The sequence below is a fragment of the Chitinophaga sp. 22620 genome (genome assembly GCF_052044405.1).
Taxonomy (GTDB): domain Bacteria; phylum Bacteroidota; class Bacteroidia; order Chitinophagales; family Chitinophagaceae; genus Chitinophaga.
This window is the reverse complement of sequence record NZ_JBQEMV010000001.1, coordinates 986,649-1,012,536: the sequence shown is the minus strand read 5'-3', so window position 1 is coordinate 1,012,536 and position 25,888 is coordinate 986,649. Positions and strand designations below refer to the sequence as shown.

Below are 25,888 nucleotides of genomic sequence, written 5' to 3'. Positions count from 1 at the left end.
ATAAAGTGATTTGTTGGAAATTGTTTAAAGCAACCTCTTCTTTATTGATAATTGAAAAGAAAAATGGGAACGCCCCGGTAGGAACGTTCCCATTAAAGTAAAAGACAGATTGTAGTCCTAGTTCATAACGTGGAATTTGATAAAATGCGATGTATAAAATTATGTGAAGCCATTTTTGGCAAAAATGGCAAATATGTATGCGTATACTGGGTTCTCTGTTCCTTAAAGTTGTTGAATGTTGCGGATTAGATGTCTGGTCTCTGGCTACTAAAAATATACCCTGGAAATGTTAGTGTGTATATCTTACACAATCTTAATTAATATTTTGTTAAAAAACAATTTTTTTCCGCTACTTCCTGAAAATATACTTAAATAAGGAATCCTCTCCTGTATTGAAGATATGACTTCCAAATCGCCTGTAGTAAAGCAGTTGCGCGGTATCCGGCAGGTAACTGCCATGGTTAAAATCCTATCAAAAACCCAGGCTCTTTTTGTGCTGCAGGTTGTATTTATCCTGGTTGAACTTATATAACCGGGCAGGGCGGTGCCGCACATCCTGCTCTTCTTCATTCAGGTCGATGAGGTAGTCCATTGCGAAGAACTTCTTTCGGAAGTTCCGCCGGTCCAGCTTCACGTCGAGGATGGCCTCGTAAAGGTTCTGCAGGTCGCGGAGGGAAAATTTCTTGGGCAGCAGGTTGAAGCCCACCGGCTGGTCGAGCACCTTATGCTGCAGGCGCTGGTAGCAGGTGGCCAGGATGTCTTTATGATCAAAGGCCATATGCCGGATGTCCCTCACGGCATGCCAGTGCAGCTCGTTGTGATGGGTCTTCAGCTCGGCATGCTGGATGTTGACGAGGGAATAATAGGCAATGGTGACCACCCTGCCGGCAGGATGGCGGTTGAGCGCGCCGAAAGCCTGCACCTGTTCCATGAACACGTCCTCCAGGCCGGTGCGTTCCCGCAACACCCGGTAGGCGGCGGTCTCCAGGTCCTCGTCCGGGTGAACGATGTCGCCCAGCAACGACCACTTCCCTTTGTATTCTTTCAGATCCGATTCTATCAGCAATACCTTCAGCTCGTTTTCATCGAACCCGAAAATGACACAGTCTACGGAAATAGCCGCTTTAAAATAATCTTTGATCTCGGTGAGATGGGTGTTGATGTTTTTGGTGTACAACATACTTGCATATCGTGGAATGTCAGGAAAAAAGGCCGCTGCTGTCCGCGCTAAAATCCTGCCCTGTGGAGCGCCTGTCCGTAAATATAAGTTGCTAATACTTTAGTAGCCAAAATTTTCTCTGCCGGCACCTTCATAATGTCCTGGCTCAGTACCACAAAATCAGCCACCTTCCCCGGTTCCAGGCTGCCTTTCCTGTTTTCTTCGAACGAGGCCCGGGCCGCCCAGATGGTCATCCCTTTCAGCGCATCTTCCCGGCTAAGGGCGTTTTCAGGCTGAAACCCGCCTGCGGGAAAACCTGCCTGGTCCATCCTTGCCACGGCGGCATAAAACGTCCGCAGGGGATCGATATGCTCCACCGGGAAGTCGGTACCCAGGGGCAGCCAACCGTTTTCCTGCAACAGCCGGTTAAACGCATAGGCGTGCCGCAGGCGCTGCGGGCCCAGGCGGTCTTTGGCCCAGTACATGTCAGACGTGGCATGCGTAGGCTGCACGGAAGGCACGATATTGTTCTCCCCGAACCAGTGGAAATCGATGGAATCCACTACCTGCGCATGTTCTATCCGCCAACGTTTGTCGTTCTTCCCTTTCAGCACCTGCGCGTAAATTTTCAGGATCGCGCTGTTGGCGGAATCGCCAATGGCATGCGTGCACATCTGGATATCCGTTTGCGCCAGCCGGGCAGCCTTTTGGGCGAAGTAAGCGGCGTCTTTCAGCAAAAAACCTTTCCATCCCGGCCGGTCCGTATAATCCTGTTTCAGGCAGGCGCCGCGGGAACCCAGCGCCCCGTCTCCATAGAACTTCACGCTGCGCACCAGCAGGCGGTCCTTTTCATAAATACCGTTTTGCAGCAGCCAGCTGATATTCTCCTCATTGTCGCTGAGCATTACGTTAAGGCGCAGGTGCAGCTTCCGCTGCGCGAAAAGGGTGTCGAACAGGCGCACTTCGGAAAGGTCAAGGCCACAGTCTGTAATGCTGGTAATGCCCGCTGCGATACAATTTCGTTCAGCCGCTTCCAGTGAGGCGATGATCTCTTCCGGCGGCGCACCGGGTATTTTGGAGGACACCAGTTCGTCCGCATTATCGACCAGTATGCCGGTGAGCCGGCCATTCTTTGTTTCCACCGTTCCGCCGGTAAGGGTCTGCCCGGCCTTCACGCCCGCTGCATCCAGCGCGGCCTGGTTGGCAATGGAAGCATGCCCGTCCACCCGTTCCAGCAACACAGGCGTGTTGGGAAACAGGCTGTCCAGCTTCGATTTATCAGGAAAGGCCTTCACCTCCCAATCGTTCTGATCCCAGCCGCGGCCCAGTATCCATGCGGAAGGATGTTTGGCCGCAAAGTCCTGCACGCGGGCCACTGCTTCATCCCAGCTTTTAGCGCCCACCAGGTCTACCCGGCGGAGCGAATTCGCATAGCCGAAGAAGTGGGCATGCGCGTCGTTGAAGCCGGGAAAAACAGCCGCGCCTTTAGCGTCTATCACAGAATCCGCTTCAAACTTCCCCTGCACCAGCTCATTGCTGCCAATAGCGATCACCTTCCCATCTTTCACAGCCATGGCTGCGGCTACGGTGTTCATGGAATCGGCGGTATAGATCACGGCATGATGGATCAGCAGGTCTGCTTTTTCTTTCCGGGCACAGGCGGATAACAGCATACCAAAAAGGGCAACATAAAGGCAATGTTTCATAGCAGGAAATTTGTACTTGCGTGACAACTAAAGATTAAATTTACGGCAGATTCATACACGATGTATAATAAAGAGACTGAAAGATCGCTGGCCTCGCTGGCCAAAACATTGCTGGCCGGCAAAACTCCGGGCACATCTGAAGAAACAGTTGCATCGCTGCGGCAGGTGATACGCCACAGCGACTGGCGGTATTACATACAGAACGATCCCGTGCTAAGCGACCAGGAGTACGACCAGCTTTTCTCGCAGCTCAAGAAGCTCGAAGACGCGCACCCGGAGCTTGTTGCGGCGGACTCCCCCACTCAGCGAGTAGCGCAGGGGCTCACGAAAGTATTCCCCACCGTGCAGCACCTGGTGCCCATGCTCAGCCTGGAGAATTCTTATGATGCGGACGACCTGGTGGACTGGGACCGTAAAGCCCGCGAGCAGACCGGCCTTGCAGAGATCGAATATTGCATAGAACCCAAGTTCGACGGCGCCAGCATTTCCCTCATTTACGAAAATGACCTGCTGGCCCGCGGCGCCACCCGTGGTGACGGCGTGCAGGGAGACGAGATCACGACCAATATCCGGCAGATACGTTCTATCCCTTTATCCGCAAGGTTTTCAGACTATGGTATCCAGCAGATAGAATTGCGCGGCGAAGTGCTGATCAACAAAAACACTTTCGCCAAACTGAACGAGCAGCGCGCCGCTGAGAACCTTCCCCCGCTTGCCAACCCGCGCAATGCGGCTTCGGGTTCGCTCCGCATCGTGGACCCGAAGGAAGTGGCCAAACGTGGGCTGGAAGCGTTCCTCTACAACATGAGCTACCACACCATGAACGACGGAGCCACCGAGCCGCCTGCCATACAAACGCATAGCAATACCCTCGACATGCTCTGGCAGCTGGGCTTCCGAAGCCCGGCCCGGGAAATGAAAGTGGTGAAAGGCATACAGGCCGTGATAGACCATTGCCTCGATTACGAAACCAAACGCGACGACCTGCCTTACGAGATAGACGGCATGGTGATAAAAGTGAACGACTACGAATTGCAGGACAGGATGGGCATGACCACGCATCACCCGCGCTGGGCCATTGCCTTCAAGTTCAAAGCCCGCCAGGCCACCAGCATCCTGCGCGACGTGGAGTTCCAGGTGGGGCGCACCGGGTCCATCACCCCCGTGGCCAAGATAGACCCCGTGCCCATCGGCGGCGTAATGGTGGGTTCCGTGAGCCTTTTTAATGAAGACGTGATCAGGGAAAAAGACCTGAAGCTGGGCGACCGCGTGCTGGTGGAAAGGGCCGGCGACGTGATCCCCTACATCGTGAAATCCATTGCAGACCTGCGTACCGGCGAAGAAAGGGATATCGTGTTCCCGAAGAACTGCCCCGTGTGTAAAGACCCGCTGTTCAAGCCCGAAGGCGAAAGCGTATGGCGTTGCGTGAACATCAACTGCGAAGCGCAGGTGGTGGAAAGAATGATCCACTTCGTGAGCAAAGACGCGATGGACATCCGCAGCCTCGGCGAAAGCAACGTGCGCAAGTTCTGGTCGCTCGGCCTGCTGAAAGATGTGCCCGGCATTTACACGCTGGATTTTGAGGCGGTCGGCAAGCTCGAAGGTTTCGGCCCCAAGTCCATATCGAATTTGCAATCTGCCATAGAAGCCTCGCGCAGCCAGCCTTTGCACCGCCTCATCTTCGGTCTGGGCATCCGTTATGTGGGAGAAACCACCGCGAAAACGCTGGCCAATTCCACCGGCCACCTGCTCAACCTTGCGGATTACACGGAAGAACAATTGCTGGCGCTGGAAGACATCGGGCCGAAGGTAGCGGGCTCTGTACGGCAGTTTTTCCTGAACCAGGACAATATCCACATGCTGCAACGCCTGGAGGAACTGGGCCTGAACCTCAAGGGCAATACCGGCTCGCGCTCCGCCGAAGGTACGCTCAGCGGGCAAACCTTCCTGTTCACCGGCACGCTTCACAAGCTCAAGCGCAGCGATGCCGAAGCGCTCGTGGAGCAGCATGGCGGCAAGATACTCAGCGGCGTGAGCAGCAAGCTCAACTACCTGATCGTGGGCGACGATGCCGGCAGCAAGCTCGAAAAAGCGAAAAAGATCAATACCGTCAAGATATTGAGCGAAGATGAATTCATAAACATGGTGCAATAATGAACGATGAGTTTTTCATGCAGCAGGCGCTGAAAGAAGCCCGCAAAGCGCAGGAGAAAGGAGAAGTGCCGATAGGCGCGGTAGTGGTGATGAACGGGCAGGTGATCGGCCGCGGCTTCAACCAGGTGGAAATGCTCACCGATTGCACCGCGCATGCTGAAATGATCGCGCTCACCGCCGCGTTCAACTATCTCGGCTCCAAATACCTGATGGATGCCACCTTGTACGTAACCCTGGAGCCCTGTGTAATGTGCGCCGGAGCGTTGTACTGGAGCAAGATCGGGCGCATCGTGTATGCGGCGGCGGATGAAAAGAACGGGTACAGGAGGGTTACCGGCGCCACTTCCCCCTTTCACCCCAAAACAAAGCTGGAAAGCGGCCTGTGCGAAGCAGAGAGCCTGCAGCTGGTGAAAACATTTTTCCAGGCCAGGAGAAAATAAAAAACCGGCTGTGCTATTGCAGTACAGCCGGTTTCATGTATCATTGCCTGGTTGATCAGGGTTGTTGTTTTTTTACGTCCATCAGCTGGTTCAGGCTCATGAGCTGCTTCATTGTTTTCTCCATTCCGTCCGAAGAGCCGTCCAGGAAAAGCACGTTGCCTTTCGAGTTCTCCGAGAAATGTTTGATGCCTTCCACCCACATGCTGAACAGGATCACAGAGGTATCCAGGTTGGCCTGCTGCATTTCTTTGGCGGCCATCGTCATACCTTTGGCCACTTCTTCGCGGAAGAGCGCAACGCCCTGGCCGCGCAGCTGGGCCGCCTGCCTTTCCGCTTCAGCAGCGATCTTGATGGCATTACCATCCGCTTCTGCGGCTTTGGTTTTGGTGATCAGCAAGGCCTGGCCTTCGTTCTCAGCGGCGGCCTTCAGGTTGTTGGAAGCCACCACCTGCGCCATGGAACGCATAATGGCATCATCGAAAGTAATATCGTTCATCTGGAGATCCTGCAGGTGAAAGCCCCATTGCTCCAGCCCGTTGTCTATCTGTTCTTTCACATGCTCGGTAATGTCCTTGCGGAGGCCCAGCACTTCAGACTGCCTTTTGGTGGCCACAAAGCCCCTGATGGAACCTTCGATGGTGCGGATGAGGGCCTGCATGAAGCTGCGTTCGTCCATGAACTTGAAGGCCACGTTCTTGATGGTCTCTTCCTGCTGGTTGAGCACGGAATAGAGGAGCATGGCCTTGAAATACACATTCGCCTGGTCTACCGTAATAGCCTGGAATTCCAGCTCCACCGAGCGGTTCTGGATGGAGATGCGTTTGAACACCTTTTCGATGAGCGGGATCTTGAAGTTGAGCCCGGGAAACAAAATGCGGTTGTATTTACCGAAGATCGTTGTAACGCCGATAGTGCCCTGCTGCACGGTTACAAAAGAGGAAAGGACTACGAGAAAGAGCAGGCCTAAAATAACATACAAAAAAATGTTATCCATAGTGTAAAGGATTTGAATCATAAATGTAATCAAAATCCTTCACTACAGATATAAATTTGCAGGATCAACGGGTTTCCAAACTGGTGGACGTAAAGACCGGATTGTATCGCTTTGGTGGTTAACAAACAATGGATGAACCGTGCGGGTTAAAACACGATACAATGCATGAAAGACTATACAAAGTGTTATATCTTCTGGCAAGTGCGGAAGTAAATGAATACATCGTCCAGCTCAATCTGTTTCAATTGATAGGCCAATTGGGTTTTCAGGTCCTCCGTCTCTTCTTTGATTTTCTTGTACTGGTCCTTTAATATTTGATACCTGGCAAGTATTTCTTCAGGTGTGGCGGATGGCTCCAACGCCAGGATATCATACGCCTTGTCTTCGGTTATCATAGTGATAAGTATTACCTCTAAAAACTATCGAAATGAACTCCGTTCTTAATTCAGGCTACTAAATTAGTGGAGTTTGGAACGCCGGAAAATACCCAAGCTTGGGTATTTTTCTCCCCGGAATTGCAGATCACACAAGCGTTGTAGCGCTTTTACAAATTATAAATCGGCCTTATGTATCCTGATAATCAACATGCGAAAAAATCCTTATAAATGCTGGTTATTGTAAACCAATCTGTTTGGCAAGGGCTACCAGTTCGGGGGTGTTTCTTACTTTGAGCTTAAGCCTGATGTTCTTCCGGTGGGTTTCAATGGTATACCTGCTGAGGTTGAGTTTCTCTGCGATCTCTTTATTGTTATGGCCTCTTGCGGCCAGTGTGAATATGTCTTTCTCACGCGCGGTGAGTTTATTGAGCACGTCTTCATTCCGCCTGCGCAGCACTACCCGCAGGGCTTCGCTGATCTGGTTGCCCGTGTCTATGGCGTTGGAAAAGTCCATGAACGCGCATATCACATCCACCACATTCCCCTGCTGGTCGAATGAAAACGGTACGCCCAGGCCCACCACCCAGAACCATTCATGGCTGCCCTTCCGGCGCACGCGCATAACGCCGCCGAACATACCTTTTTTATCGCGGAAAGACTGTTGTGAGACGGTGAGGATGTTCAGGTCTTCGGGGTGGGTTACCTGCCTGAAAAATTCAACACCAAGGGTTAAGATCTCTTCCCGGGAATATCCCAGCGTTTCTGTCAAAAGCCTGTTGCACCAGTTGATCGCTTTTTTGGAATTGTTGGACGTATATAACATTGCGGGAACCTTGTCTATAATGGCCTCCAAATGTTCCAGCCGGCTCCTCAATTGCGCATTCTCCGATATCAGCGCATCATGAGAATCGCGGTTTTCTGTGCCCATGTCCTGCATATTAATGTTTTAAACAAACAATAGTGAAAACTAACGATGAATACTATACGAATATAAATAATCGCGAAACAAAGGTTATAACACCTTTATGTAAATATAAAAGAAAAAGCCATATATCCAAACGCCGTTAACACTGGTTTCCCCCTAATAACAACGCGATGGGCAAAGGGTTCGCGAAACTGCAAGAGAAAGGGTTTGACAATTCCCGCATTAGGCAGTAAATTTGGTGCTCTAACTGAAATACAATTCTTAAACCCAATAAAAATTGGATTATGGCTTTCACACTTCCTGCATTGCCGTATGCTTCCGATGCGCTTGAACCGCACTTCGACAAGCTGACAATGGAAATTCACCACGGCAAGCACCACCAGGCTTATGTAGACAATCTGAACAAGGCTATCGCCGGCACAGAGAATGAGAATAAATCCCTGGAAGAGCTGGTTGCAAAAGCCGGCACTATCAGCCCCGCGGTACGCAACAACGGCGGCGGCCACTGGAACCACTCCTTCTTCTGGACCAGCCTGGGCCCCAATGCCGGCGGTGCTCCCTCCGGTAAACTGGCGGATGCCATCAACAGCGCTTTCGGTTCTTTTGATGCATTCAAAGAAAAATTCAACGCTGCCGGCGTTTCCCGTTTCGGTTCAGGCTGGGCCTGGCTGATCGTGAAAGACGGCAAGCTGGAGATCACTTCAACCCCCAACCAGGACAATCCCCTGATGGACGTTGCTGAAGTGAAAGGCACTCCCATCCTGGGCGTGGACGTGTGGGAACACGCCTATTACCTCAAGTATCAAAACCGCCGCGCTGAATACCTCGCCGCTTTCTGGAACGTGGTAAACTGGGACGCCGTTAGCAAAAGGTTCTAACAGCCTTTCAGGCAAAAAATAAAAAGGGCGTGCAGGATCACTGCACGCCCTTTTTTATGACCGTATCTTTCCCTTACAGGGATTTGATCTTCATATTCTTAAACCATATCTCGGCGCCATGATCCTGCACGCAGATGTGGCCTTTCTTCGCGGTGCCGTAGCCTTTGTAATCCTTCCATTTGCCGGTTGCTTTGGCCTTTTCCCACTCGGGCGTCCACATTTGTGTATCCACCACTTTCTCGCCGTTCAGCCAATGCTCAACGTGGCCCTTGTTCACCACGATACGGGTGTGGTTCCACTCACCGACAGGCTTTGCTGCCAGCTTCGAAGGCGGGTTCATGGCGTAGTTGGCGCCTGATTTCTGCCAGTCTTCCAGCTTTTCCGGGAAGTTCTCATCGTCTATAAGCTGGTATTCGGGGCCGCTCTTATAAGGCGCATCAAACTCCTCGGTAACCAGGTAAAGGATGCCGCTATTGCCCTGCGGCGATAGTTTCCAGTCGGTTTCCAGCTCAAAGTTCTCGTACTGGTCGTTCGTGATCAGGTCGCCGCGCATATCACTTTTATCGGTGGGGCTGCCGGTGCAGTGCAGTGTACCATCTACCACGCCCCAGAAATCGGAAGGCTTGTTCTTGTAGATCCGCCACCCGTCAAGGTTCGACCCATTGAACAGGAGTTTCCAGCCGGCTGCCTGTTCTTCGGCGGTCAGCACATTGGCCTGCGGTTCGGTAGCCGTTTTGTTCTCGCTGCCGATGGCCACCGAATCTTTTTTCTCCTCTTTGGGAGCCCCGCCGCCACAGGAAGCGAGCGCGAGGGAAGCCACTGCAAATGCAGGTAATATTAGCTTTTTCATTCGTGCGATTTTTTTAATTACTTATTTACGGTTTTCAGGCTCTTCGGATCCCAGTACATGATCTTGTTCTGGAAATAGCTGTCGTTGCAAAGCAATGCAGGCGCAGCCGCGCGGAAGCCGAACAGTGCGTCTTCACTCACTTTGCCTTTCGTGCGCATGGCGTTGAACAGGTTGTAGAAGTGATCGAAGTGCGCGCCTTTGTAACCCTTGTCAGCCACGTATTCCAGCTTATCGGGCGGCAGCATGTCCGCTCTTTCGTACACGTATTGTTTGCCGGAATCCTGCGCTTTTTTGGTTTGCAGCAGCGGATCGTCTGTAGCCGCGTAAGCCTTGTTGCGATAGAGGGTCACTTTGTCCCACTCCACGGTCATGGAGCCTTCGCTGCCCACCATACGCAGGTAGTTGGTACCGCCGGTACCGTCCACGAAGTTCACACGCAGGGAAAGGTTGAACGCGGGGTGAATGTCGGTCTGCGGGTAATCGAACATACCGAGCATTACATCGGGCACTTCACGGCCGTCTTTCCAGTAACGCAGGCCGCCGGTGGCCATGATCTTTTCAGGACCGATGGAACCGGTCACCAGGTGAAGGCTGGAAAAGAGGTGAACGAAGAGGTCGCCGGAAACGCCGGTACCGTAATCTTTGTAATTCCTCCAGCGGAAGAAACGCAGCGGGTCCCAGGCACGTTTGGTATTGTTGGCCAGGAATGCGTCCCAGCCTACAGTTGAAGGCGATGCATCGGCGGGAATGGGATATTGCCATGCGCCGAAGGGAGACATGCGCGCCCAGAAACCTTCCGCATAGTTCAGCTGGCCAATGGCTCCGTCTTTCAGCAGCTGGCGTGCCTTTTCGTTACCGAGGGAGCTTACTCCCTGGCTGCCTACTTCATATATAACTTTGTTCTTGTTCTGTGCTTCCACTACAGCGTGGCCTTCGGTAACGTCGTGCACCATCGGTTTTTCGCAATACACGCTTTTGCCAGCGTTCATCGCCGCCACGGAAATATCTTTGTGCCAGCTGTCGGGCGTGGCGATGATCACCGCGTCTATGTCTTTACGGGCGAGTATTTCCTTGTAGTCGCGTGTGGTGAAGATGTCGCTGCCGTATTTCTTTTTCGCATCCGCAAGGCGGCCATCGTACAGGTCGCAGGCGGCGATCAGCTTCACGCCGGGCACGGTGATGGCTGTATCCGCATCGGCGTTGCCCATACCGCCGGCGCCTATCAGCGCGATCTGTATGTTATCGTTTGCGCTGTAATGATCTTTCTGCCTGGAAAGCTGTTCCAGGCTGCGTTTCCTGTCTGCTGCCGTAATAATGTTCGGCAACAGGGACGCGCCTACAACCCCTTTTGCGAATTTGGTGATAAAACCGCGGCGGGAGTTGCCATTGGATTGATTACTCATGTGCTGTTAGCTTTTTTATAATGATGATGAACATGGGTTACCTTGAAACTTTAATTTAACGATTAATTTCAGCAAATCCAATCGCCACGCTTATTTGAGGCGCAATACCGCATTTACCGGCAAATGGTCCGACGCGTATTTTTCCTGGATCACGGTATGGCTCACCGTTTCGAACTTACCCGGGGTAAAGGCCACGAAATCTATGCAGCGGCGCGGGTTTTCGACGGGAATGGTAAACCCGCAGTCCGTACAGCTGCGGGAGAAATGCTGATCAAGTGTGTTTATTACACTGCTGTTTTCCGGCGCATTCAGGTCGCCTGCAACAATCACCGGGTATGGCTGTTTGCTCAGGATATCCATTACTTCCCTGATCTGCACCTGGCGGTTGGTATCGCCACGCTGCGCGTCAAGATGGGTGCAGGCCATGAGCACTTTGCGGTTGCCTGGCAGCTGCAGCAGCGCGGTAGCCAGCACGCGGGGCTCTCCGTTGGTGCCGGCAACGGTCGTAAGCGGGTAACGGTTCGTTTCCAGGATAGGGTAACGGCTCAGGATGGCCACGCCATATTCGCCGCCGCCATAATCGATCCCCTTCGCGAAAAATGATTTCATGCCGCTCAGCCTGGCCAGCTCTTCGGCCTGGTGAAGCGTTTTCCCGGACCGGTCCGTATGCACGTCCACTTCCTGCAAAGCAACAATATCAGGTTTGCTGTCCGCTATCACTTTGGCGATGGCGGGTATGTCTATTTTGTCTTTGGTGGAAGGCGGGTTGGCGTGATGGATGTTATAACACAGCACGTTGATATCTGCCTGTTGCGCGCCTGTAACGGCTTTCGGGCCCGAACATGCGGCCAGCGCCGTCAGGGAGAGGGCGGTAGCATAAAGGATTGCTTTCATACGATGAAGTTGAGTAGAACCGTAAAAAAACGAAAAACAATTTACCCATGCAATGTTTATCGCATAGTTAAATTGTTATTTCAATTTAAAAGCAAATCGCAACCAATATCGCGAAGGTCAGGATCAGTTGTTCTTACCCAGCAATTGCTGGTACCTGGCGGGGTCGCCGAGCAAAGCCACTGCTTCTTCCACATCCTTGTCCCAGGCCAGGCTTTTTTCGATGCGGCCCAGCTGGGGATAATAACGGTTCATGATCTCTTCTTCCAGCAGGTGCCTGATCTCGGTCTGGTTCTTCAACAGGTCCTGCTTTTTATCGTGCCTCATTTTCTGCTGCAGCGCTTCAAATTCTTTGGCCAGGCCATCGTAGTATTTTTCGCGGCTGGCGGTGCTGCGGAAGGCTTCCAACGCTTCTTCGCTACGGGTCTTGTAGCTGTAATCCTTCCCGTCCAGGAACTTCACGAAGTCTTCGAAATCCTCGTCGGACAGGGTGAACTGTGAAGGTTCTTTTGCTTCGGGGTGTGCATAATAGTATTGGGTGGCGTAATCGAAAATGTACTGTTTGCGCAGCAGGGTAATGGCCACCTGGCTGAGGATCATGTTGTCCACCTTGGCGTCCGGCTCAATGCCGCCGCCGTCTTTCACCGGTCGGCCGCCCGCGGTCACGAAGGAGCGGCGCAGGGAATCGGGCACATAATCGGCTTCGCCTTCCTCGTTCCGGTGAGAATAATCAATGGCCTGGATACAACGGCCGCTGGGCGTGTAATAGCGCGCGGTGGTCACTTTCAGCTTGGCGTTGTAGGGCAGCGGGCGGGTGGTTTGCACCAGGCCTTTACCATACGAACGCTGGCCTACCACGAGGCCGCGGTCCAGGTCCTGCACGGCGCCGGCCACAATTTCAGCGGCGGAGGCGGAGGAACGGCTGGTGAGCACTACCAGCGGGATGTTCATATCCACGGCGCCCTGGCCGGTGCGGTATTCCCGGTCCCAGCTTTTCACTTTGCCGCGGGTGCTTACGATCAGTTTATTTTTTTCAATGAAAATGTTGGAGAGGGCCACGGCTTCTTCCAGCAGGCCGCCGGGATTACCGCGAAGGTCCAGCACCAGGCCTTTCAGCTGGGGATTGGATTGTTTGAGCCTGGCGAAGGCTTCCTGCACCTGTTCGGCGCTGTTTTCGGTGAACTGGGTCATTTTGATGAAACCCACGTCTTTCTTCACGATACCGGCGAAGCTCACGGGTTTCACATTGATATCTTCGCGAACGATCTTGTAGGTTTTTTCGGCGCTCGTGATGGGATGGCGCAATACGATGGTAAGCGTGGTGCCCGGCGCGCCTTTCAGGTAGCGGCTCACTTCGTCCTGTTCCATGTTCTTCGCGCTCTTGCCGTCCAGCGACACGATGATGTCTCCCGCCTTTACGCCGGCTTTGGCCATGGGGCTGCCTTCGTAAACGTCTGTGATGGAGGTCCATTCCCCTTCTGTATAAATGGAGGTGCCTACGCCGCCATATCGGCCGGTAGCCATAAAGCGAAGCTCGTCCAGCTCTTCTTCGGGCACAAAATCCGTGTAGGGATCGGTTTCTTCGAGCATGGCTTCTATGCCTCTCTGCATAAGCTTTTCAGGCGGCAGCTCTTCCACGTAATAGGTGTTCAGCTCGCGGTAGAACGCGGCAAATATGTCCAGGTTCTTGGCGATCAGGAAATATTTGTCGTTGTTGCGGAACGCTGCGAGCATGAGGCAGAGGCCCAGCAGTGAAAACAGTACGATCTTTTTGGAAATCCGCATGTGGCAAGATTAAAATGTGAGGGATGTATTCAGGGAACCGGGTCGTAGCCGTGGCCGCCCCATGGGTGGCAGCTCAGGATGCGCCTGATGGTGAGCCAGCCGCCTTTGAAGGGGCCGTGTTTTTTAAAAGCTTCCAGGCCGTATTGGGAACAGGTGGGCGTATACCGGCACCGCGATCCCAGCCATGGGCTAATGCACCATTGATAGAACTTGATGAGTATGATGAACGGGATACTGAGTAATTGCATCAATCGCTGCATAATCTTTGGTCTTTCCTGCTTTAGTCTTTCCTGACGGCTTCCCTGGTCAGTTTTTCTAAAATTACCGAAAATTTGCGGCTAAGGGTGTCGAAATCAGCTATTTTTTTGTCAGTATAAATGAAAAAGACGGCCAGCTGGATACCGCTTTCGCGGAGGGCGTCGTAGAGGGGTTGTTTTTGGGTACGGTAAGCCTCGCGGCCCAGCCTTTTGATGCGGTTACGGTCCACCGCATGGGGGAATTTGCGGGACGATACGCTGAAACCGGCCTGAACAGGGTATTTGTCCGTGTGCAGGCTGGCGTGCATATAGATCACGCGGTAGGGGAAAACAGAAAACGCTTTTCCGTCCCGAAAAAGCGTTTCAATCATTTTCCTGCTCTTTAACTTCTCTTCCTTGTTAAAAGAATAAGTTTTTATGGCAATATGAGTTTATAGCGGATTATTTCAGCTTGCTCTCGTCAGATACGGTCAGTTTTTTCCTGCCCTTAGCCCTGCGGGATGCCAATACTTTACGTCCGTTGGCAGTTTCCATTCTCTTTCTGAAACCGTGTACGCTCTTTCTGCGTCTGTTGTGCGGTTGAAAAGTACGTTTCATTTGTAATATTATTTGTTTGCCTTTGTCAAATGGAACCTCGCAAGCTCAGCACCATCTTTTAATTTGTTATTTGCACTTAAACTGAATACCACCCCCGTTTTGGGAGGGCAGACTGCGATCAGCCCCGTTTCAAACGGAAGGCAAAGGTAGCGTAAATAATTAAAAATGAAAAGAGATGCGTCAAAAAAAGTCGTGATCCCCATAAAAAAACCCCGGGAACATCCCCGGGGCATTATATTTCAATTAGTTAGACCTTATTTAGCCGCTGCGGGAGCTGCTGTTGCAGGCACGCCCAGCTTGGTTTTAACAGCCGCCAGGAGGTCGTCGCCGGCAGGGGAAACCAGTAAAGAGCCGCTGGAGCTGTCGATCACGTAAGCATATCCTTTTTCTTTGGCTACGTCTTCGATGGCTTTACGGGCCTTGTCGTACACGGGTTTCAGCAGTTCGTTCTGCTTCTGGCCGATCTTTTCACGGGCAGCGGTTTCGAAGGACTGGATGCGCTGTTGTGCTTCCTGGATCTCCTTTACTTTCACTTCTTTCATGGTCGGGCTGTCGGTAGCGGAGGATTTGTCGAAATCCTGCATCTTCTTGTTATATTCAGCAACCAGGGCGCCACTTTCCTTTTCCAGGCCGGCCGCGAAGGTTTCGATCTCTCCCTGTGCTTTTTTAGTTTCCGGCATGGCCTCGATCAATGCCTGGGCGTTGATATGCGCGATCTTGGCTTGTGCGCTGGCCTTCACACTGCAGAATCCGGAAAACGCTACAATTGCAATAATTACGTACTTCTTCATGATGATGTTGTTCTGAGTTTAAAAGAAATTTTAAAATAGTTATAGGTCAAAGTATAAGGGCTATTTTTTCACCCCCAGGGAAGCCAGTATTTCCTCGCTTTTATCCAGCTTCGGATCGGAGAAGATAACGGTGATGCCGCCGGACTTATCGAGCACAAAGTCGTACATCCTGCTGGCTGCCAGCTTTTGTACGGCGTTGTAGATCTTGTCCTGTATGGGTTTCACCAGTTCTTCCCTTTTCTTGAAAAGGTCGCCTTCGTAGCCGAACCGTTTCTTCTGCAGGTCTTTCGCTTCTTTTTCCCGGGCTATGATCTCGTCTTCACGTTTGCGCTTAAGGTCGTCTGTAAGCATTACCTGCTCTGCCTGGTATGATTTATACATCTTGTCCACTTCCTGGAACTTCACGTCTATTTCCTTCTGCCACTGTTCTGCTACGGCATCCAGTTTCTTCTGAGCATCCTTGTAATCCGGAATGCTCTCCAGGATGTATTTCGTATCGATCACGCAGTAACGCTGGGCCAGGGCTCCAAATACAGTGCCCAACACTAAAGCCGCGGTAATAAATATTTTTTTCATCTGGTAAATATTTTAATCGGTAGATGGAATTCCGCATTCCATCTGGAATAAGGTTCGCAATGCGATCAGGCCTCGCAATATATAATAAATATTTTATTCCGGTTCAAACCCAAGCATGAATGTAAATTTCGCTGCGTCTTTCATACCTCCCCCGGGTCTGATCCTATCCAATCCTATGCCATAGTCGAAACCAAGCAGGCCGAACATTGGCAGGTAGAACCTGGCGCCCACGCCCACAGAGCGTCTCAGCCTGAAAGGATCGTATTCTTTGAAGTCCCTGTAACCGTTCGCCGCTTCCAGGAATATCAGGCCGAAAATTGTCGAGCTCGGGTTGAGGCTGAAAGGATAACGCAGTTCCACCACGTATTTATTGAACATGGTGAAGCCGGCATATCCTGCGGGAGGACCACTGCTTTCAGGATTCAGCTTCGGGTTGGAGGTGTAATACACCGGGTAACCGCGCTGTGAAATGATGTCCCTGTCGTATACCGCGAAGTTGCTCAAACCGTCGCCACCCAGCTCGAACCGGCCGAAAGGCGAAAGCGTAGTGCGGTTGTTGTAGCGGCCGAGGTAACCGAATTTGGCGGCTACTTTCAGCACCAGTGATTTGTGGTCGCTGCCTACGGGACGGCTCAGCGGCACGTACCATTCCGCATTCAGGCGGTATTTCTGGTATTCAATGAATTTGAACTGTTCCTGGATGCTTTCGCTTTTGTAATCCTTGTCGGGGTTCAGCACTGAATACGGCGGTGTGAACTGGCCGTACAGCATGAAGCTGGAACCGCTGCGGGGGAAGATCTGCTGGTCCACGGAGGAGCGCGCAAGCGTCAGCCTTAAGCTAAGGTTGTTGGCCACGCCGTTGTCGAATCCTTCCAGTCCGAAGTAGTTAAAGTCCTTCAGCTTATAACGCTGATAGTTGACGGTGTACATCAGGGAGAAGAAGTCGTCCGGCCACCTCAGCTGTTTACCGAGGGAAACGGAACCGCCCAATACCCTGAAATATGCGCCGGGATTGGGAACCGGCTGGTTATAATATTCTGCGAATGCGTTCGGGTTCTGGTAAGTGCTGTAGAAGCTTACGGAGAACGGGTTCCTTTTCTTACCGCCGAGCCAGGGTTCGGTGAAAGAGAAGTTGTAGGAGCGGTAAGCTTTACCGTTGGAAGAGATCCTTACGCTGAGCTTCTGGCCGTCGCCGGAAGGCAGCGGGTCCCAGGTTTCCTTGCGGAAGATGTTGCGCAGGGAGAAGTTGTTGAACGTTACGCCGAGGGTACCGGTAAGGCCGATGTAGCCGCCCCAGCCTGCTGACAGCTCCAGCTGGTCGTTCGCTCTTTCTTCCACTTTATAGTCGATGTCCACGGTTCCTTCCTGCATGTTGGGCACCGGGTTGATGCCGATGGTTTCAGGATTGAAGAAGCCGAGCTGCGATATTTCACGTTGTGACCTTATCAGGTTCTGGCGGCTGAACCATTCGCCGGGCAGGGTTCTCAGTTCGCGGCGTACCACGTGTTCATTCGTTTTTTCATTACCTGCAATGCGTATATCCTTGATCGTTGCCTGCGGGCCTTCCTGGATGCGGATCTCGTAATCGATGGTATCGCCGCGGATGCCGATCTCAACGGGTTCTACCTGGAAGAAGAGATAACCGTCGTCCATGTAAAGCGAACCGATGTCGCCGCCTTCAGGGCCGGGAGGGTTGCCGAGGCGTTTGTTCAGCAGTTCCAGGTTATATACGTCGCCTTTCTTGATGCCGAGGCCGCGGGAAAGAACGGTATCGTTGTAAATGGTGTTGCCCCTCCAGATGATGTTACCAAAATAATATTTCCGGCCTTCGTCCACCTTCACTTCGATGTTGAGGTTGCCTTTGGCGGAGGGATACAGGGTATCGGCCACGATCTGCATATCGCGGAAGCCCCTGGAGTTGTAGTATGCGATGAGCTTTTCCTTGCCTTCGTCGTATTTCACTTCGTTGAACTTGGAGTTGGCGAAGAAGTTCGGGCGGAAATAAGGATTGAGTTTTTGCAGGGTACGGGTGGCGGAAAGATAACCCATGGATTGCCAGTAATCGTCTGTAGTGGCCATGCTGTCCACCCAGGCGTCCGCCATTTCAGGATACAGCGTCATGCGCGGCGTTTCCTTGGGGTCCTTCATCTTTTTCTTCAGCACATTGTCCGGCACCCAGTAATTGCCTACCATGTGGATGTCGTTCACTTTCACTTTATGCCCCTTGTCTACCCAGAAGATAACGCTGGCGGAGTTGATGGCCGGCGGCGGATCCTTTTTTATTTCCATGCGAACGGTTACGTTGCGGTAACCTTTTTCGGCGAAGTGCCTTTTCACCACGGAGAGGGTATTTTGTTCAAGCGCGTCCGTAACCACGCTTCCTTTGCGGAGGCCGGCCTTGGTCACGAAGTCTTCCGATTCCGTTTTTTTCACACCTTTAAAGGTGAAGCTGGACATGCGTGGTTTTTCCACCAGTTCGATCTCCAGCCAGATCTTGTTGCCTTCTATTTTAGTGATGTAGATAGCGATGTTTGAGAACAGGCGTTGGCCCCAGAGGTTCTGGATAGCTTTGGCGAAGTGGTCTCCGGGGAGCACTACCTTATCGCCAACGGCCAGGCCGGAAAGAGACAGCAGTAATGATTTATCAAGGAATTCAGTGCCTGTTACGGTAATTTCTGCAATTTCGAATTGCTGCGGGCTGCTCAGGGTAAAGGGAGAGATGTCCGTTGCCGGCCTTCCGGGAGGCGGAGGGGGCAAGGTATCCCTTTGCTGGGCGCGCACAGATATACCCGCGCTGCAACATAAAACTACGGCCAGTAGGCTTTTAGGAAACAATTTCTTCATTCTGCTGTATTTGTTCGCTTGTTTTGCCGAATCGACGTTCTCTGGTTTGATAATTTAAGATGGCTTCGTATAGATTCTCTTTGCGGAAATCGGGCCAGCGGGTATTGGTGAAATACAGCTCCGCGTAGGCCAGTTGGTACAATAAGAAATTGCTTATACGGTGTTCGCCGCTGGTCCGGATCATCAGTTCGGGGTCCGGCAGTTTGGCGGTGCATAGGTATTTTTCCCAGATCTCGGGCGTCACTTCATCAGGGTTCAGTTTGCCCGCCAGCGCATCTTTCGCGATGCTGCGCACGGCTTGCAATATCTCCCAGCGGGCGCTGTAACTCAGCGCCATTACCAGGTTCAGGCCTTTATTGGCGGCCGTCATCTCCTTTGCTTCCTCCAGTTCCCTGAAACAATGAGGAGGCAGCATGGTCATATCGCCTATGACATGCAGCCGGATATTATTTTTATTAAGGGTGCCCACTTCGTTCCGGATAGTGGTCACCAGCAGTTCCATAATGCCGTTCACTTCATATACCGGCCGATCCCAGTTCTCGGTAGAAAAGGCGTATAAGGTCAGGTATTCGATGCCCAGTTCGGCACAGCCCTCCACTATATCGCGCACACTTTCCACTCCCTGATGATGCCCGTAAAGCCGGTCCTGCCCCCGTTCCTTGGCCCAACGGCCATTCCCATCCATAATGATGGCAATGTGGCGAGGCAGTCGTTGCAGGTCTAGTTGATCCTTCAAACTCATGACTATTTCAGGCGTGTTAAAACAGTTTTACTAAAAGTGTGCAAAGATACAAAAATAACTTTATGGCCTTTCCGGCAAAGGATGCGGGGCTGTTTTAACGTAGTTTTAACGGGAAAGGCTGCTGGGAGCGCATTTTGGCGGCTCAGAATTTACAGCGGTAGGAGGTGAAGAGGATACCCAGCGTCAGCTCCACAGTGGCGAACTGGTCTTTATCCCGGCTGTTGCCCCGCTGCCTCCCGGCCTCGCCGATCGGCACGGCGCCGGTGGCATAGGAACGGTCCTGCAGCACGGCGGCTACCGTGGCTGAACCGTCTGCTTTGGTCGGGAATGCGGACAGGCCGGCGTAAGTGGTGCTCACATCGTCCAGGTAATCGGTCTGGGCAAAGCGGAACAGTACCTCCAGGCCCAGGTTCAGGCGGCTGGTCAGGCTGTATTTCAGGCCCCCGCCTATCAAAAAAGAATAAGAGTACAGGCTATAAGGCTTGCGCTCCGGGTAAAGGGAAGTGCCCTGCCCCTCGGTATGCATGGGTTGCAGGAAATATTTATTGCCGTCCAGGAAGGCATATGGGTTGAAATGGAAGATGGACGCGCCCAGCGTGAGATAGGGACTGAACCGGTAATCTTCGCTGCCCGGCTCAAAACGGAAGAAGTTAAAATCCCCCTGCAGCGCCAGCTCGAACAGGTCCGTATTAAAGCTCAGGTTGCGCCGCTGCTGGAAGCTGTTGGAGCTGTATACGTCCGTATAGCCCAGCTTCATGTACCTGAACTGGGCCCTCGCGCCTATGTAATCGTTGAAATATTTGCGATAATAGATGCCCACGGTAGGTTTTACGGCCTTCAGGCCGCCATGGGTGTTGAGGTCCCCGAAATAATGGGCGCCTCCTGCGGTGAACCCCAGTTCGCCCACATAACTCAGCTCCTGCTGGGCCACGGCCCTGTTCAGCAGGGAACTGGCCAGCAAAATGCCGGCAACTCCCAGGATCCTAGATTGAATACGCGTAAGCAGCATAAATATCAGTAAGAACGTAATTTAAAGCATTTTCGTATGAAAAAAAGAGGTAATAGCAGCTTATTTCCCGCGGTTGTTCCGGGTGTCTATCCCCCATAATAGTTTGTTTCTCAGGGTATGCAGGAAATTACTTTCGTTCAGGCGGAGCAGGTTGATGGTGAAATCCTCTTTTTTAACGGCCAGCTGCACACGGTTGTCTATTACTTCCATCCGGCTGTCCAGCGTACAGATGAACTGGTCGCTGCGGCCTTCCACTTCGAAGGAGATCACGTTATCGTCCGGCACCACGATGGGGCGTACGTTCAGGTTATGCGGGGCTACGGGGGTGATCACGAAGTTTGCGGCCTCGGGGAACACGATGGGGCCGCCGCAGCTCAGGGAATACCCGGTGGAACCGGTGGGCGTGGCCACGATCAGGCCGTCGGCCCAGTAAGTATTCAGAAACTCCCCGTTCAGGTAGGTATGGATCTTTACCATGGCGGAGGTGTCTTTTTTGTGAATGGTGAATTCGTTCAGGGCATAAGGCACGTCGCCAAAGAGCGGCGAGCTGGCGTCCAGGTGGAGGAGGGTACGTTTGTCCACCACGTAATTGCGGCTCACGAGGGAGTTCACCACTTCATGTATCTCGTCGCGCCCGATGCTGGCAAGAAAGCCGAGGCGGCCGAAGTTCACGCCCATTACGGGGATGTTCTTGTCGCGGATGTAACTCACGGTATCCAGCAGGGTGCCGTCGCCCCCCAGGCTCACCAGGAATTCAATACGGCCATCGAGGTCTTCTGCTTTGGAAAAGGTATCGGTTTCAGCGGGAAAGCGGATATGCTGCCTTATTTCCTTGAAAAAAGGCTCGTACACCACCGGGGTGATCTCCTGGCGGGCCAGCTCGTCCAGCAACAGTTGTATATCTTCCAGGTCTTCTTGAACAAAGCCGCGGCTGTAAAGGGCTACATGCATTTACATATCCAGTTTAGCGTGTAAAAATAGTCCTTTTTCTCCCATTTGGTTGATGCTGTACTCGAAACGGATGCAGGTATCGTAAAAAGAGACCACATCCAGCCCCAGCCCGGCGGTGTACAGCATGCGGTTGTTGAGGCTGCCGTGCAGGCTTTGCCGGCTGTAGCCGTAACCCATGTCCCCATACGCTTTGGCCAGCACGCGGATAGGCAGGTTGCTGAACTTTTTGGGCACGATGGGCAGGTGTACTTTAAAGCTAAGTAATTCCCGGCGCAGGGTGCTTTTCACGATAAAAAAAGCGGTTCCGTCCACCACGTAATATTCCAGCCCACGGAGGTAATCATCGCCATACCCCATGGCCCGAACACCGATATAAGGTTGTTTATCAGGCAGTTTGGCCTGACCCAGTACGCTCACGGCGCCCCAGGTTTTGCGGGCCACCTGCCAGTAGCGGGCGGCTTTCAGGCGCAGCCGTACATAATCGAGGTCGCTGAGGCCCGCCAGGCCTACTTTCGAAAGCTCGCCGAGGAACGACCGGCCTACCAGCGGGTACTGCCAGCTGTCTGCCTGGATAAATTGCAGGCGGTAGCCAAATTCGAGGTATTTGATGTCTGTGCGGCCGCCGCCCAGGTAATCGGGGTTGAGGCGGGCCACGGTATCATTCACGGATTCGTTGTAATAGCCGAGGTACAGCTGGTGTTTGGTGGAAATGGCCTTGCGGTAGGTGTAGGTGGCGCTGGCGGAAAACTGGCGGCGCAGGAAGTCGTCTTCCCGGTAAAACTGCTGCTTATTGTAGTCGGAAACGTAGTTGATCTCGCGGTTGCGGCTGTAGGACACCACGAAACCCACCCCGTGCTGCAATTTTTTGTCGATGTAGGGAAGGTTGTAGCCTACGAGGAACTTCTGGGTATATCCCACGGTCACATCGCCGTATACATCGTCGTTACGGCCGGTCAGGTTGTCCTGGAACACTTTCAGGCCGATGTTCACCCGGTCCAGGCTGTGATTTTTCTCCACCCACCACTGGTTAAAGTTCCGGTCCGCAAGTTTAAAGATAGGGAAGGCGATCAGGTACCAGCGCTCCCAGACTTCAAACGAGAGGTCTGCCTCGTTGCCGTTCCAGGATTTCACATTGGCTACTACATTGAGGAAAAGGGAGGTGTTCAGCAACTGTTTCCGGCTGGTTTCCAGGGTCTGGGCGAGGCTGCGCAGGCGAATGGTGTCTCCCGGCTTAACGCCCAGCTCGCGCAGCACCACAGAGGTGCGGGTGCGTTTGTTGCCGGATACGAGGATGTTGCGCACAACGATGTATGAAGTGTCCTGCACGGCGCCGATCGCCAGCGGCTGAACGGGCTGGGGCACGCTGTCTTTTATCAGCTTCTGCACGGCTTCTTTCAGCGGCTCGGGCACCGTATCGCGCAGGGGAGCCTGCCCGCTTGCAGCCTGCACGGAAAGCAGGCACAGCCATAAGCCGGTGATATAATAAACAGTGCGCAAATAAGACATTTTGGAAATTACATGCTGATGTAATTCATGAGCAGGTCGTAGTTCTTTTTGAGCAGGTCTTCTTCCAGCTCTTCACTGAACATGTATTTGATGGTGTAATTGAATCTCTCGAACGTGGCCACCAGCCCCTGCATGTCCTGCCGGTTGGTTTTCAGCAGCACTTCCAGCTTGGCGGTGCCCGGATTATTGATGGTATTAACGCTGAGGAGGGTTACTTCATTGCTTTCCGCGATGCGGGCTATTTCGCTGAGGCTGTAGTCTCTCGGTTCCACTTCCAGCACCAGCAGGCCCCCGGGTTCCTTTACGCCGTTGTATTGCGCGAGGATGGCCAGCAGGTTGTCTTTGGTGATGAGGCCCAGGTATTCGCCTTCCCGGGTGATCACGGGCAGCACGGAGAGCTTGAGGTCGTAGAAGAGCTTGAGCGCTTCGTAAAAGTGCGCGCCTTCCAGCACGGCGGGCTTCAGTGTGCTGATGGTGGCGGTTTCCAGCAGCAGGTCGGGGTCTTCCCAATCCAGTATCTGGTCTTCCTCCACCAGGCTCAGGTACTTGTTATCCACCACCAGCGGCAGCTGCGTCAAATGAAATTCGTTCATAAGGCGTAATGCTTTTGCACCGGTATCCATGGAGTGGAGTACCGGCACAACGGTAGAGATGAGTTCCTGTGCCAACATATTCGTTCGTGTTTCAGTTACAATAATAGCAAAGAATATTCCAATACCGCCAACAGGGAGTATTAAAAATTACATAAACACGGAGCAATGGCGCAGCAGCCGGGATGAGCGGTTAGCCCGCATTGGCTCCCACAGCCTTGCTGTTGAGCCTTTTCAGGAAGTCGTGCATGATCACATTGAACTCGTCGGGCACTTCCATCATGGGCGCATGGCCGCATTTGTCGATGAAGTGAAGTTCGGAGTTAGGGATAAGACGGTGAAACTCTTCACCAACCATAGGCGGGGTTACGGTATCGTTATTGCCCCAGATGAGCAGGGTGGGCGTTTGAATGGTTTTCAGCTCGTCTCCCAGGTTGTGGCGGATGGCGGACTTGGCGAGGGTGATGATCTTGATCACTTTCAGCCGGTTGCTGGTGATCTCGAACACCTCGTCTACCAGGTCTTTGGTGGCCATGGCCGGGTCGTAGAAGGTAAGCTCGGTCTTTTTACGGATGTAATCATAATCACCGCGTTTGGGATAGGTTTCGCCCATGCCGTTCTCAAACAGGCCGGAGCTGCCGGTCAGGATGAGTGACTTTACATTCTCGGGATGTTTCAGGATGTACACGAGCGCAACATGGCCTCCAAGGGAGTTGCCCATTAGGTGAAAGTCGTTGTAACCGCGGGTCTCAATGAATTTGTGCACGTATTTGGCCAGGCCGCCTACGGAGGTTTCCAGGATATTCAGATCAAACAGGGGAAGCATCGGGATCACCACTTTGTTGTACTGCCTGAAATATTCGAGCAGCCCGCTGAAATTACTCAGGGCGCCGAATAAGCCGTGCAGCAGGATCACTGGTTCTCCTTCTCCTTCTTCGATGTACTTAAATTTGCCCTGTGTTTTGATTTCGTAATTCATTACCTATGCTTGAAGTCAATTTTGCGCTAAAATAATTCTTTTTCTTAATTCAAATACTCCCTAAAAACGAGGCTATTTTACAGGAATTTCCCTGGCAGCGTGCTCAAAAAATTCTTCCAGCTGGGCGAACATGTCCCGGAAAACGGGAATAACGCTGCCGATCCTTTCAATTACCCAGGGGCCCACAGGTTCGATATAAGGATACACGGCAGACCGTAGCTTGGTCTCGGGGCTCAGCCAGTACACCTGGTTGGCCAGCCAGAGCATGACGCTGTACACTACCGTAAAAACAATTACATACAACAGGATGCCTCCCAGGCGGTTCAGCCAGCCCAGCATGGACCACTGCACCACCTTTTCCAGCGCCGCCGCTCCCAGCCTCACCAATATCACCACGCCAAGGAAGATGGCCATAAAACAGAGCACCGGCCACCAGCGGCCCTGCATCCCGTTCTGTTCCAGGTAGGCGGCCAGTACGGCAGACAGCTTCAGGGCCGCCGCCAGGCCTACAATGCTGGCTACCAGGGAAAACACCGCAATGATCAGGCCGCGCGAAAAGCCCCTGTACACGGCAAATGCCATAAGCACCGCGAAAACAACGTCTATGGCCATTTACCGCTTTATTTGGTCAGTAATTCCTTCACGAGGGCGGAGATGATCTTACCATCCGCTTTACCGGCCAGCTGTTTGGTAGCTGCACCCATCACCTTGCCCATATCCGCGGGTGAAGAGGCGCCGGTGGATGCAATGATGCCCTGCAGCGCGGTGCGCAGCTCGGCTTCGTCCATCTGTTTGGGCAGGTAACGTTCTATCACGGCCAGTTCTTCTTCTTCTTTTTTGGCAAGATCTTCACGGTTCTGCTGGCGGAAGATGTCCAGTGAATCCTTCCGCTGTTTGGCCAGCTTTTGCAGCAGCTTCAGCTCGTCTGCTTCGGAAAGCTCACTGGGGGCGCCTTCGGCTGTTTTTGCTACCAGCACCGCCGCCTTGATGGCGCGCAGCGCACGTAGCTCTGCTTCAGCTTTCGCCAGCATGGCGGTTTTGATAGCGCCGTTGATATTTTGTTCCAATGACATATTTCCTGTTATTTAAGTCTTAATGGTTCTGGTTCTGTTCCTGGTTCTTCAGTTTCTCTTCAAATTTCTTGTAAAAGTCGGTGGCAAATGCCCGCAGGTCGTTCGCCTGGTCCGTCCAGGGCGTTGCGCGCTGGTAGGTATCTGCCATGGTCATGAAGGTCTGGTAAAAGAAATCGGCCATTTCATCCACCATCATTTCTTTCGTCCAGAGGTCTATGCGCAGGGCGGTTTTGTCTGCCCCGTCCCAGAAAGCCACCATCATGGCTTTGGCTTTGTTCATCTTGTCCTGTGTGCTGTCGGTCGCTGTCCACTCAATGCTCTCGGGCACTTTATTCTCGTCCAGCCCCACCTGGATCGTTATGGTAGATTTCTTTAACATACGTCGTTTTGATTAGAAGATGCAAAAATAAG

27 protein-coding genes are annotated in these 25,888 nt (G+C 52.6%); 3 read left to right on the top strand and 24 right to left on the bottom strand.

Annotation, left to right across the window (positions count from 1 at the left end; all coding sequences use genetic code 11):
* Positions 1-472: 472 nt before the first annotated feature.
* The gene (locus tag ACTJIK_RS04380) at positions 473-1,180 is read right to left on the bottom strand and encodes an NrtR DNA-binding winged helix domain-containing protein (RefSeq protein WP_440645132.1); all 708 of its coding nucleotides are present in this window, start codon (positions 1,178-1,180) and stop codon (positions 473-475) included.
* 47 nt (positions 1,181-1,227) lie between these two features.
* Positions 1,228-2,865: an amidohydrolase gene (locus ACTJIK_RS04375; protein WP_440645131.1), complete on the bottom strand. Its 1,638-nt coding sequence runs from the start codon at positions 2,863-2,865 to the stop codon at positions 1,228-1,230.
* Positions 2,866-2,925: 60 nt separating this feature from the next.
* Here ACTJIK_RS04375 and ligA point away from each other — a divergent pair, with 60 nt between their 5' ends.
* Both ligA and ACTJIK_RS04365 read left to right on the top strand, forming a co-directional pair.
* Entirely contained in the window at positions 2,926-5,019 is a 2,094-nt protein-coding gene (gene ligA, locus ACTJIK_RS04370) for an NAD-dependent DNA ligase LigA (RefSeq protein WP_440645130.1), read from the top strand.
* On the top strand, positions 5,019-5,459 hold the full coding sequence (locus tag ACTJIK_RS04365) for a nucleoside deaminase (RefSeq protein ID WP_440645129.1): 441 nt from the start codon (positions 5,019-5,021) through the stop codon (positions 5,457-5,459). Before ligA ends, ACTJIK_RS04365 begins: the two co-directional genes overlap by 1 nt.
* A 55-nt stretch (positions 5,460-5,514) precedes the next feature.
* Here ACTJIK_RS04365 and ACTJIK_RS04360 read toward each other — a convergent pair whose 3' ends face one another.
* The 3 genes from ACTJIK_RS04360 to ACTJIK_RS04350 all read right to left on the bottom strand — a co-directional run bounded on the left by ACTJIK_RS04360 (position 5,515) and on the right by ACTJIK_RS04350 (position 7,758).
* Positions 5,515-6,453, bottom strand: coding sequence for an SPFH domain-containing protein (locus tag ACTJIK_RS04360; protein ID WP_440645128.1), 939 nt, complete (start codon positions 6,451-6,453; stop codon positions 5,515-5,517).
* A 185-nt stretch (positions 6,454-6,638) separates the two neighbouring features.
* Entirely contained in the window at positions 6,639-6,848 is a 210-nt protein-coding gene (locus ACTJIK_RS04355; RefSeq protein WP_440645127.1) for a hypothetical protein, read from the bottom strand.
* A gap of 217 nt (positions 6,849-7,065) precedes the next feature.
* On the bottom strand, positions 7,066-7,758 hold the full coding sequence (locus tag ACTJIK_RS04350) for a LuxR C-terminal-related transcriptional regulator (protein ID WP_440645126.1): 693 nt from the start codon (positions 7,756-7,758) through the stop codon (positions 7,066-7,068).
* Positions 7,759-8,039: 281 nt separating this feature from the next.
* Between ACTJIK_RS04350 and ACTJIK_RS04345 the strand changes: the two genes are divergently transcribed.
* Positions 8,040-8,633: a superoxide dismutase gene (locus ACTJIK_RS04345; RefSeq protein ID WP_440645125.1), complete on the top strand. Its 594-nt coding sequence runs from the start codon at positions 8,040-8,042 to the stop codon at positions 8,631-8,633.
* A 73-nt stretch (positions 8,634-8,706) separates the two neighbouring features.
* On the opposite strand, the gene ACTJIK_RS04340 is transcribed toward ACTJIK_RS04345, so the two are convergent.
* The 19 genes from ACTJIK_RS04340 to gldC all read right to left on the bottom strand — a co-directional run bounded on the left by ACTJIK_RS04340 (position 8,707) and on the right by gldC (position 25,856).
* Entirely contained in the window at positions 8,707-9,483 is a 777-nt protein-coding gene (locus ACTJIK_RS04340) for a family 16 glycoside hydrolase (RefSeq protein ID WP_440645124.1), read from the bottom strand.
* A gap of 17 nt (positions 9,484-9,500) precedes the next feature.
* Positions 9,501-10,886, bottom strand: coding sequence for a Gfo/Idh/MocA family protein (locus ACTJIK_RS04335; protein ID WP_440645123.1), 1,386 nt, complete (start codon positions 10,884-10,886; stop codon positions 9,501-9,503).
* 90 nt (positions 10,887-10,976) lie between these two features.
* Complete coding sequence (locus ACTJIK_RS04330) at positions 10,977-11,780, bottom strand: endonuclease/exonuclease/phosphatase family protein (RefSeq protein WP_440645122.1); 804 nt, start codon at positions 11,778-11,780, stop codon at positions 10,977-10,979.
* A gap of 123 nt (positions 11,781-11,903) precedes the next feature.
* Positions 11,904-13,562, bottom strand: coding sequence for a S41 family peptidase (locus ACTJIK_RS04325; protein ID WP_440645121.1), 1,659 nt, complete (start codon positions 13,560-13,562; stop codon positions 11,904-11,906).
* 29 nt (positions 13,563-13,591) lie between these two features.
* Positions 13,592-13,810, bottom strand: a complete 219-nt coding sequence (gene yidD, locus ACTJIK_RS04320) for a membrane protein insertion efficiency factor YidD (protein ID WP_440645120.1) — start codon at positions 13,808-13,810, stop codon at positions 13,592-13,594.
* A gap of 32 nt (positions 13,811-13,842) precedes the next feature.
* Positions 13,843-14,238 (bottom strand): ribonuclease P protein component, encoded by a 396-nt coding sequence (locus tag ACTJIK_RS04315; RefSeq protein WP_440646137.1) that lies wholly within the window; start codon positions 14,236-14,238, stop codon positions 13,843-13,845.
* 22 nt (positions 14,239-14,260) lie between these two features.
* Positions 14,261-14,416 carry a 50S ribosomal protein L34 gene (rpmH, locus tag ACTJIK_RS04310; protein WP_120517234.1) on the bottom strand — a complete coding sequence of 52 codons (156 nt, stop codon included), beginning with the start codon at positions 14,414-14,416 and terminating at the stop codon, positions 14,261-14,263.
* A 254-nt stretch (positions 14,417-14,670) separates the two neighbouring features.
* On the bottom strand, positions 14,671-15,207 hold the full coding sequence (locus tag ACTJIK_RS04305) for an OmpH family outer membrane protein (protein ID WP_440645119.1): 537 nt from the start codon (positions 15,205-15,207) through the stop codon (positions 14,671-14,673).
* 60 nt (positions 15,208-15,267) lie between these two features.
* On the bottom strand, positions 15,268-15,783 hold the full coding sequence (locus tag ACTJIK_RS04300; RefSeq protein ID WP_440645118.1) for an OmpH family outer membrane protein: 516 nt from the start codon (positions 15,781-15,783) through the stop codon (positions 15,268-15,270).
* Positions 15,784-15,876: 93 nt separating this feature from the next.
* Entirely contained in the window at positions 15,877-18,627 is a 2,751-nt protein-coding gene (locus tag ACTJIK_RS04295) for a BamA/OMP85 family outer membrane protein (RefSeq protein WP_440645117.1), read from the bottom strand.
* Positions 18,608-19,369: an isoprenyl transferase gene (locus ACTJIK_RS04290; RefSeq protein WP_440645116.1), complete on the bottom strand. Its 762-nt coding sequence runs from the start codon at positions 19,367-19,369 to the stop codon at positions 18,608-18,610. The genes ACTJIK_RS04295 and ACTJIK_RS04290 overlap by 20 nt, the downstream gene beginning before the upstream one ends.
* A gap of 142 nt (positions 19,370-19,511) precedes the next feature.
* Positions 19,512-20,378, bottom strand: a complete 867-nt coding sequence (locus ACTJIK_RS04285) for a DUF6089 family protein (RefSeq protein ID WP_440645115.1) — start codon at positions 20,376-20,378, stop codon at positions 19,512-19,514.
* A 60-nt stretch (positions 20,379-20,438) separates the two neighbouring features.
* Positions 20,439-21,329, bottom strand: a complete 891-nt coding sequence (locus tag ACTJIK_RS04280) for an NAD kinase (protein WP_440645114.1) — start codon at positions 21,327-21,329, stop codon at positions 20,439-20,441.
* Positions 21,330-22,826 carry a POTRA domain-containing protein gene (locus ACTJIK_RS04275; RefSeq protein WP_440645113.1) on the bottom strand — a complete coding sequence of 499 codons (1,497 nt, stop codon included), beginning with the start codon at positions 22,824-22,826 and terminating at the stop codon, positions 21,330-21,332.
* A 17-nt stretch (positions 22,827-22,843) separates the two neighbouring features.
* Complete coding sequence (locus tag ACTJIK_RS04270) at positions 22,844-23,506, bottom strand: CBS domain-containing protein (RefSeq protein ID WP_440645112.1); 663 nt, start codon at positions 23,504-23,506, stop codon at positions 22,844-22,846.
* Positions 23,507-23,618: 112 nt separating this feature from the next.
* Positions 23,619-24,404 carry an alpha/beta fold hydrolase gene (locus tag ACTJIK_RS04265; RefSeq protein ID WP_440645111.1) on the bottom strand — a complete coding sequence of 262 codons (786 nt, stop codon included), beginning with the start codon at positions 24,402-24,404 and terminating at the stop codon, positions 23,619-23,621.
* Positions 24,405-24,476: 72 nt separating this feature from the next.
* Positions 24,477-25,016, bottom strand: a complete 540-nt coding sequence (locus ACTJIK_RS04260; protein ID WP_440645110.1) for a CvpA family protein — start codon at positions 25,014-25,016, stop codon at positions 24,477-24,479.
* An 8-nt stretch (positions 25,017-25,024) separates the two neighbouring features.
* Complete coding sequence (locus tag ACTJIK_RS04255; RefSeq protein ID WP_440645109.1) at positions 25,025-25,477, bottom strand: GatB/YqeY domain-containing protein; 453 nt, start codon at positions 25,475-25,477, stop codon at positions 25,025-25,027.
* Positions 25,478-25,496: 19 nt separating this feature from the next.
* Positions 25,497-25,856: a gliding motility protein GldC gene (gene gldC / locus ACTJIK_RS04250; protein ID WP_440645108.1), complete on the bottom strand. Its 360-nt coding sequence runs from the start codon at positions 25,854-25,856 to the stop codon at positions 25,497-25,499.
* Positions 25,857-25,888: the final 32 nt, after the last annotated feature.

Excerpts from the sequence above, each read along its gene's own strand:
- ACTJIK_RS04380 (WP_440645132.1), bottom strand. The coding sequence starts at position 1,180 with ATGTTGTACACCAAAAACATCAACACCCATCTCACCGAGATCAAAGAT.
- ACTJIK_RS04375 (WP_440645131.1), bottom strand. The coding sequence starts at position 2,865 with ATGAAACATTGCCTTTATGTTGCCCTTTTTGGTATGCTGTTATCCGCC.
- ligA (WP_440645130.1), top strand. The coding sequence starts at position 2,926 with ATGTATAATAAAGAGACTGAAAGATCGCTGGCCTCGCTGGCCAAAACA.
- ACTJIK_RS04365 (WP_440645129.1), top strand. The coding sequence starts at position 5,019 with ATGAACGATGAGTTTTTCATGCAGCAGGCGCTGAAAGAAGCCCGCAAA.
- ACTJIK_RS04360 (WP_440645128.1), bottom strand. The coding sequence starts at position 6,453 with ATGGATAACATTTTTTTGTATGTTATTTTAGGCCTGCTCTTTCTCGTA.
- ACTJIK_RS04355 (WP_440645127.1), bottom strand. The coding sequence starts at position 6,848 with ATGATAACCGAAGACAAGGCGTATGATATCCTGGCGTTGGAGCCATCC.
- ACTJIK_RS04350 (WP_440645126.1), bottom strand. The coding sequence starts at position 7,758 with ATGGGCACAGAAAACCGCGATTCTCATGATGCGCTGATATCGGAGAAT.
- ACTJIK_RS04345 (WP_440645125.1), top strand. The coding sequence starts at position 8,040 with ATGGCTTTCACACTTCCTGCATTGCCGTATGCTTCCGATGCGCTTGAA.
- ACTJIK_RS04340 (WP_440645124.1), bottom strand. The coding sequence starts at position 9,483 with ATGAAAAAGCTAATATTACCTGCATTTGCAGTGGCTTCCCTCGCGCTC.
- ACTJIK_RS04335 (WP_440645123.1), bottom strand. The coding sequence starts at position 10,886 with ATGAGTAATCAATCCAATGGCAACTCCCGCCGCGGTTTTATCACCAAA.
- ACTJIK_RS04330 (WP_440645122.1), bottom strand. The coding sequence starts at position 11,780 with ATGAAAGCAATCCTTTATGCTACCGCCCTCTCCCTGACGGCGCTGGCC.
- ACTJIK_RS04325 (WP_440645121.1), bottom strand. The coding sequence starts at position 13,562 with ATGCGGATTTCCAAAAAGATCGTACTGTTTTCACTGCTGGGCCTCTGC.
- yidD (WP_440645120.1), bottom strand. The coding sequence starts at position 13,810 with ATGCAATTACTCAGTATCCCGTTCATCATACTCATCAAGTTCTATCAA.
- rpmH (WP_120517234.1), bottom strand. The coding sequence starts at position 14,416 with ATGAAACGTACTTTTCAACCGCACAACAGACGCAGAAAGAGCGTACAC.
- ACTJIK_RS04305 (WP_440645119.1), bottom strand. The coding sequence starts at position 15,207 with ATGAAGAAGTACGTAATTATTGCAATTGTAGCGTTTTCCGGATTCTGC.
- ACTJIK_RS04300 (WP_440645118.1), bottom strand. The coding sequence starts at position 15,783 with ATGAAAAAAATATTTATTACCGCGGCTTTAGTGTTGGGCACTGTATTT.
- ACTJIK_RS04295 (WP_440645117.1), bottom strand. The coding sequence starts at position 18,627 with ATGAAGAAATTGTTTCCTAAAAGCCTACTGGCCGTAGTTTTATGTTGC.
- ACTJIK_RS04290 (WP_440645116.1), bottom strand. The coding sequence starts at position 19,369 with ATGAGTTTGAAGGATCAACTAGACCTGCAACGACTGCCTCGCCACATT.
- ACTJIK_RS04285 (WP_440645115.1), bottom strand. The coding sequence starts at position 20,378 with ATGCTGCTTACGCGTATTCAATCTAGGATCCTGGGAGTTGCCGGCATT.
- ACTJIK_RS04280 (WP_440645114.1), bottom strand. The coding sequence starts at position 21,329 with ATGCATGTAGCCCTTTACAGCCGCGGCTTTGTTCAAGAAGACCTGGAA.
- ACTJIK_RS04270 (WP_440645112.1), bottom strand. The coding sequence starts at position 23,506 with ATGTTGGCACAGGAACTCATCTCTACCGTTGTGCCGGTACTCCACTCC.
- ACTJIK_RS04265 (WP_440645111.1), bottom strand. The coding sequence starts at position 24,404 with ATGAATTACGAAATCAAAACACAGGGCAAATTTAAGTACATCGAAGAA.
- ACTJIK_RS04260 (WP_440645110.1), bottom strand. The coding sequence starts at position 25,016 with ATGGCCATAGACGTTGTTTTCGCGGTGCTTATGGCATTTGCCGTGTAC.
- ACTJIK_RS04255 (WP_440645109.1), bottom strand. The coding sequence starts at position 25,477 with ATGTCATTGGAACAAAATATCAACGGCGCTATCAAAACCGCCATGCTG.
- gldC (WP_440645108.1), bottom strand. The coding sequence starts at position 25,856 with ATGTTAAAGAAATCTACCATAACGATCCAGGTGGGGCTGGACGAGAAT.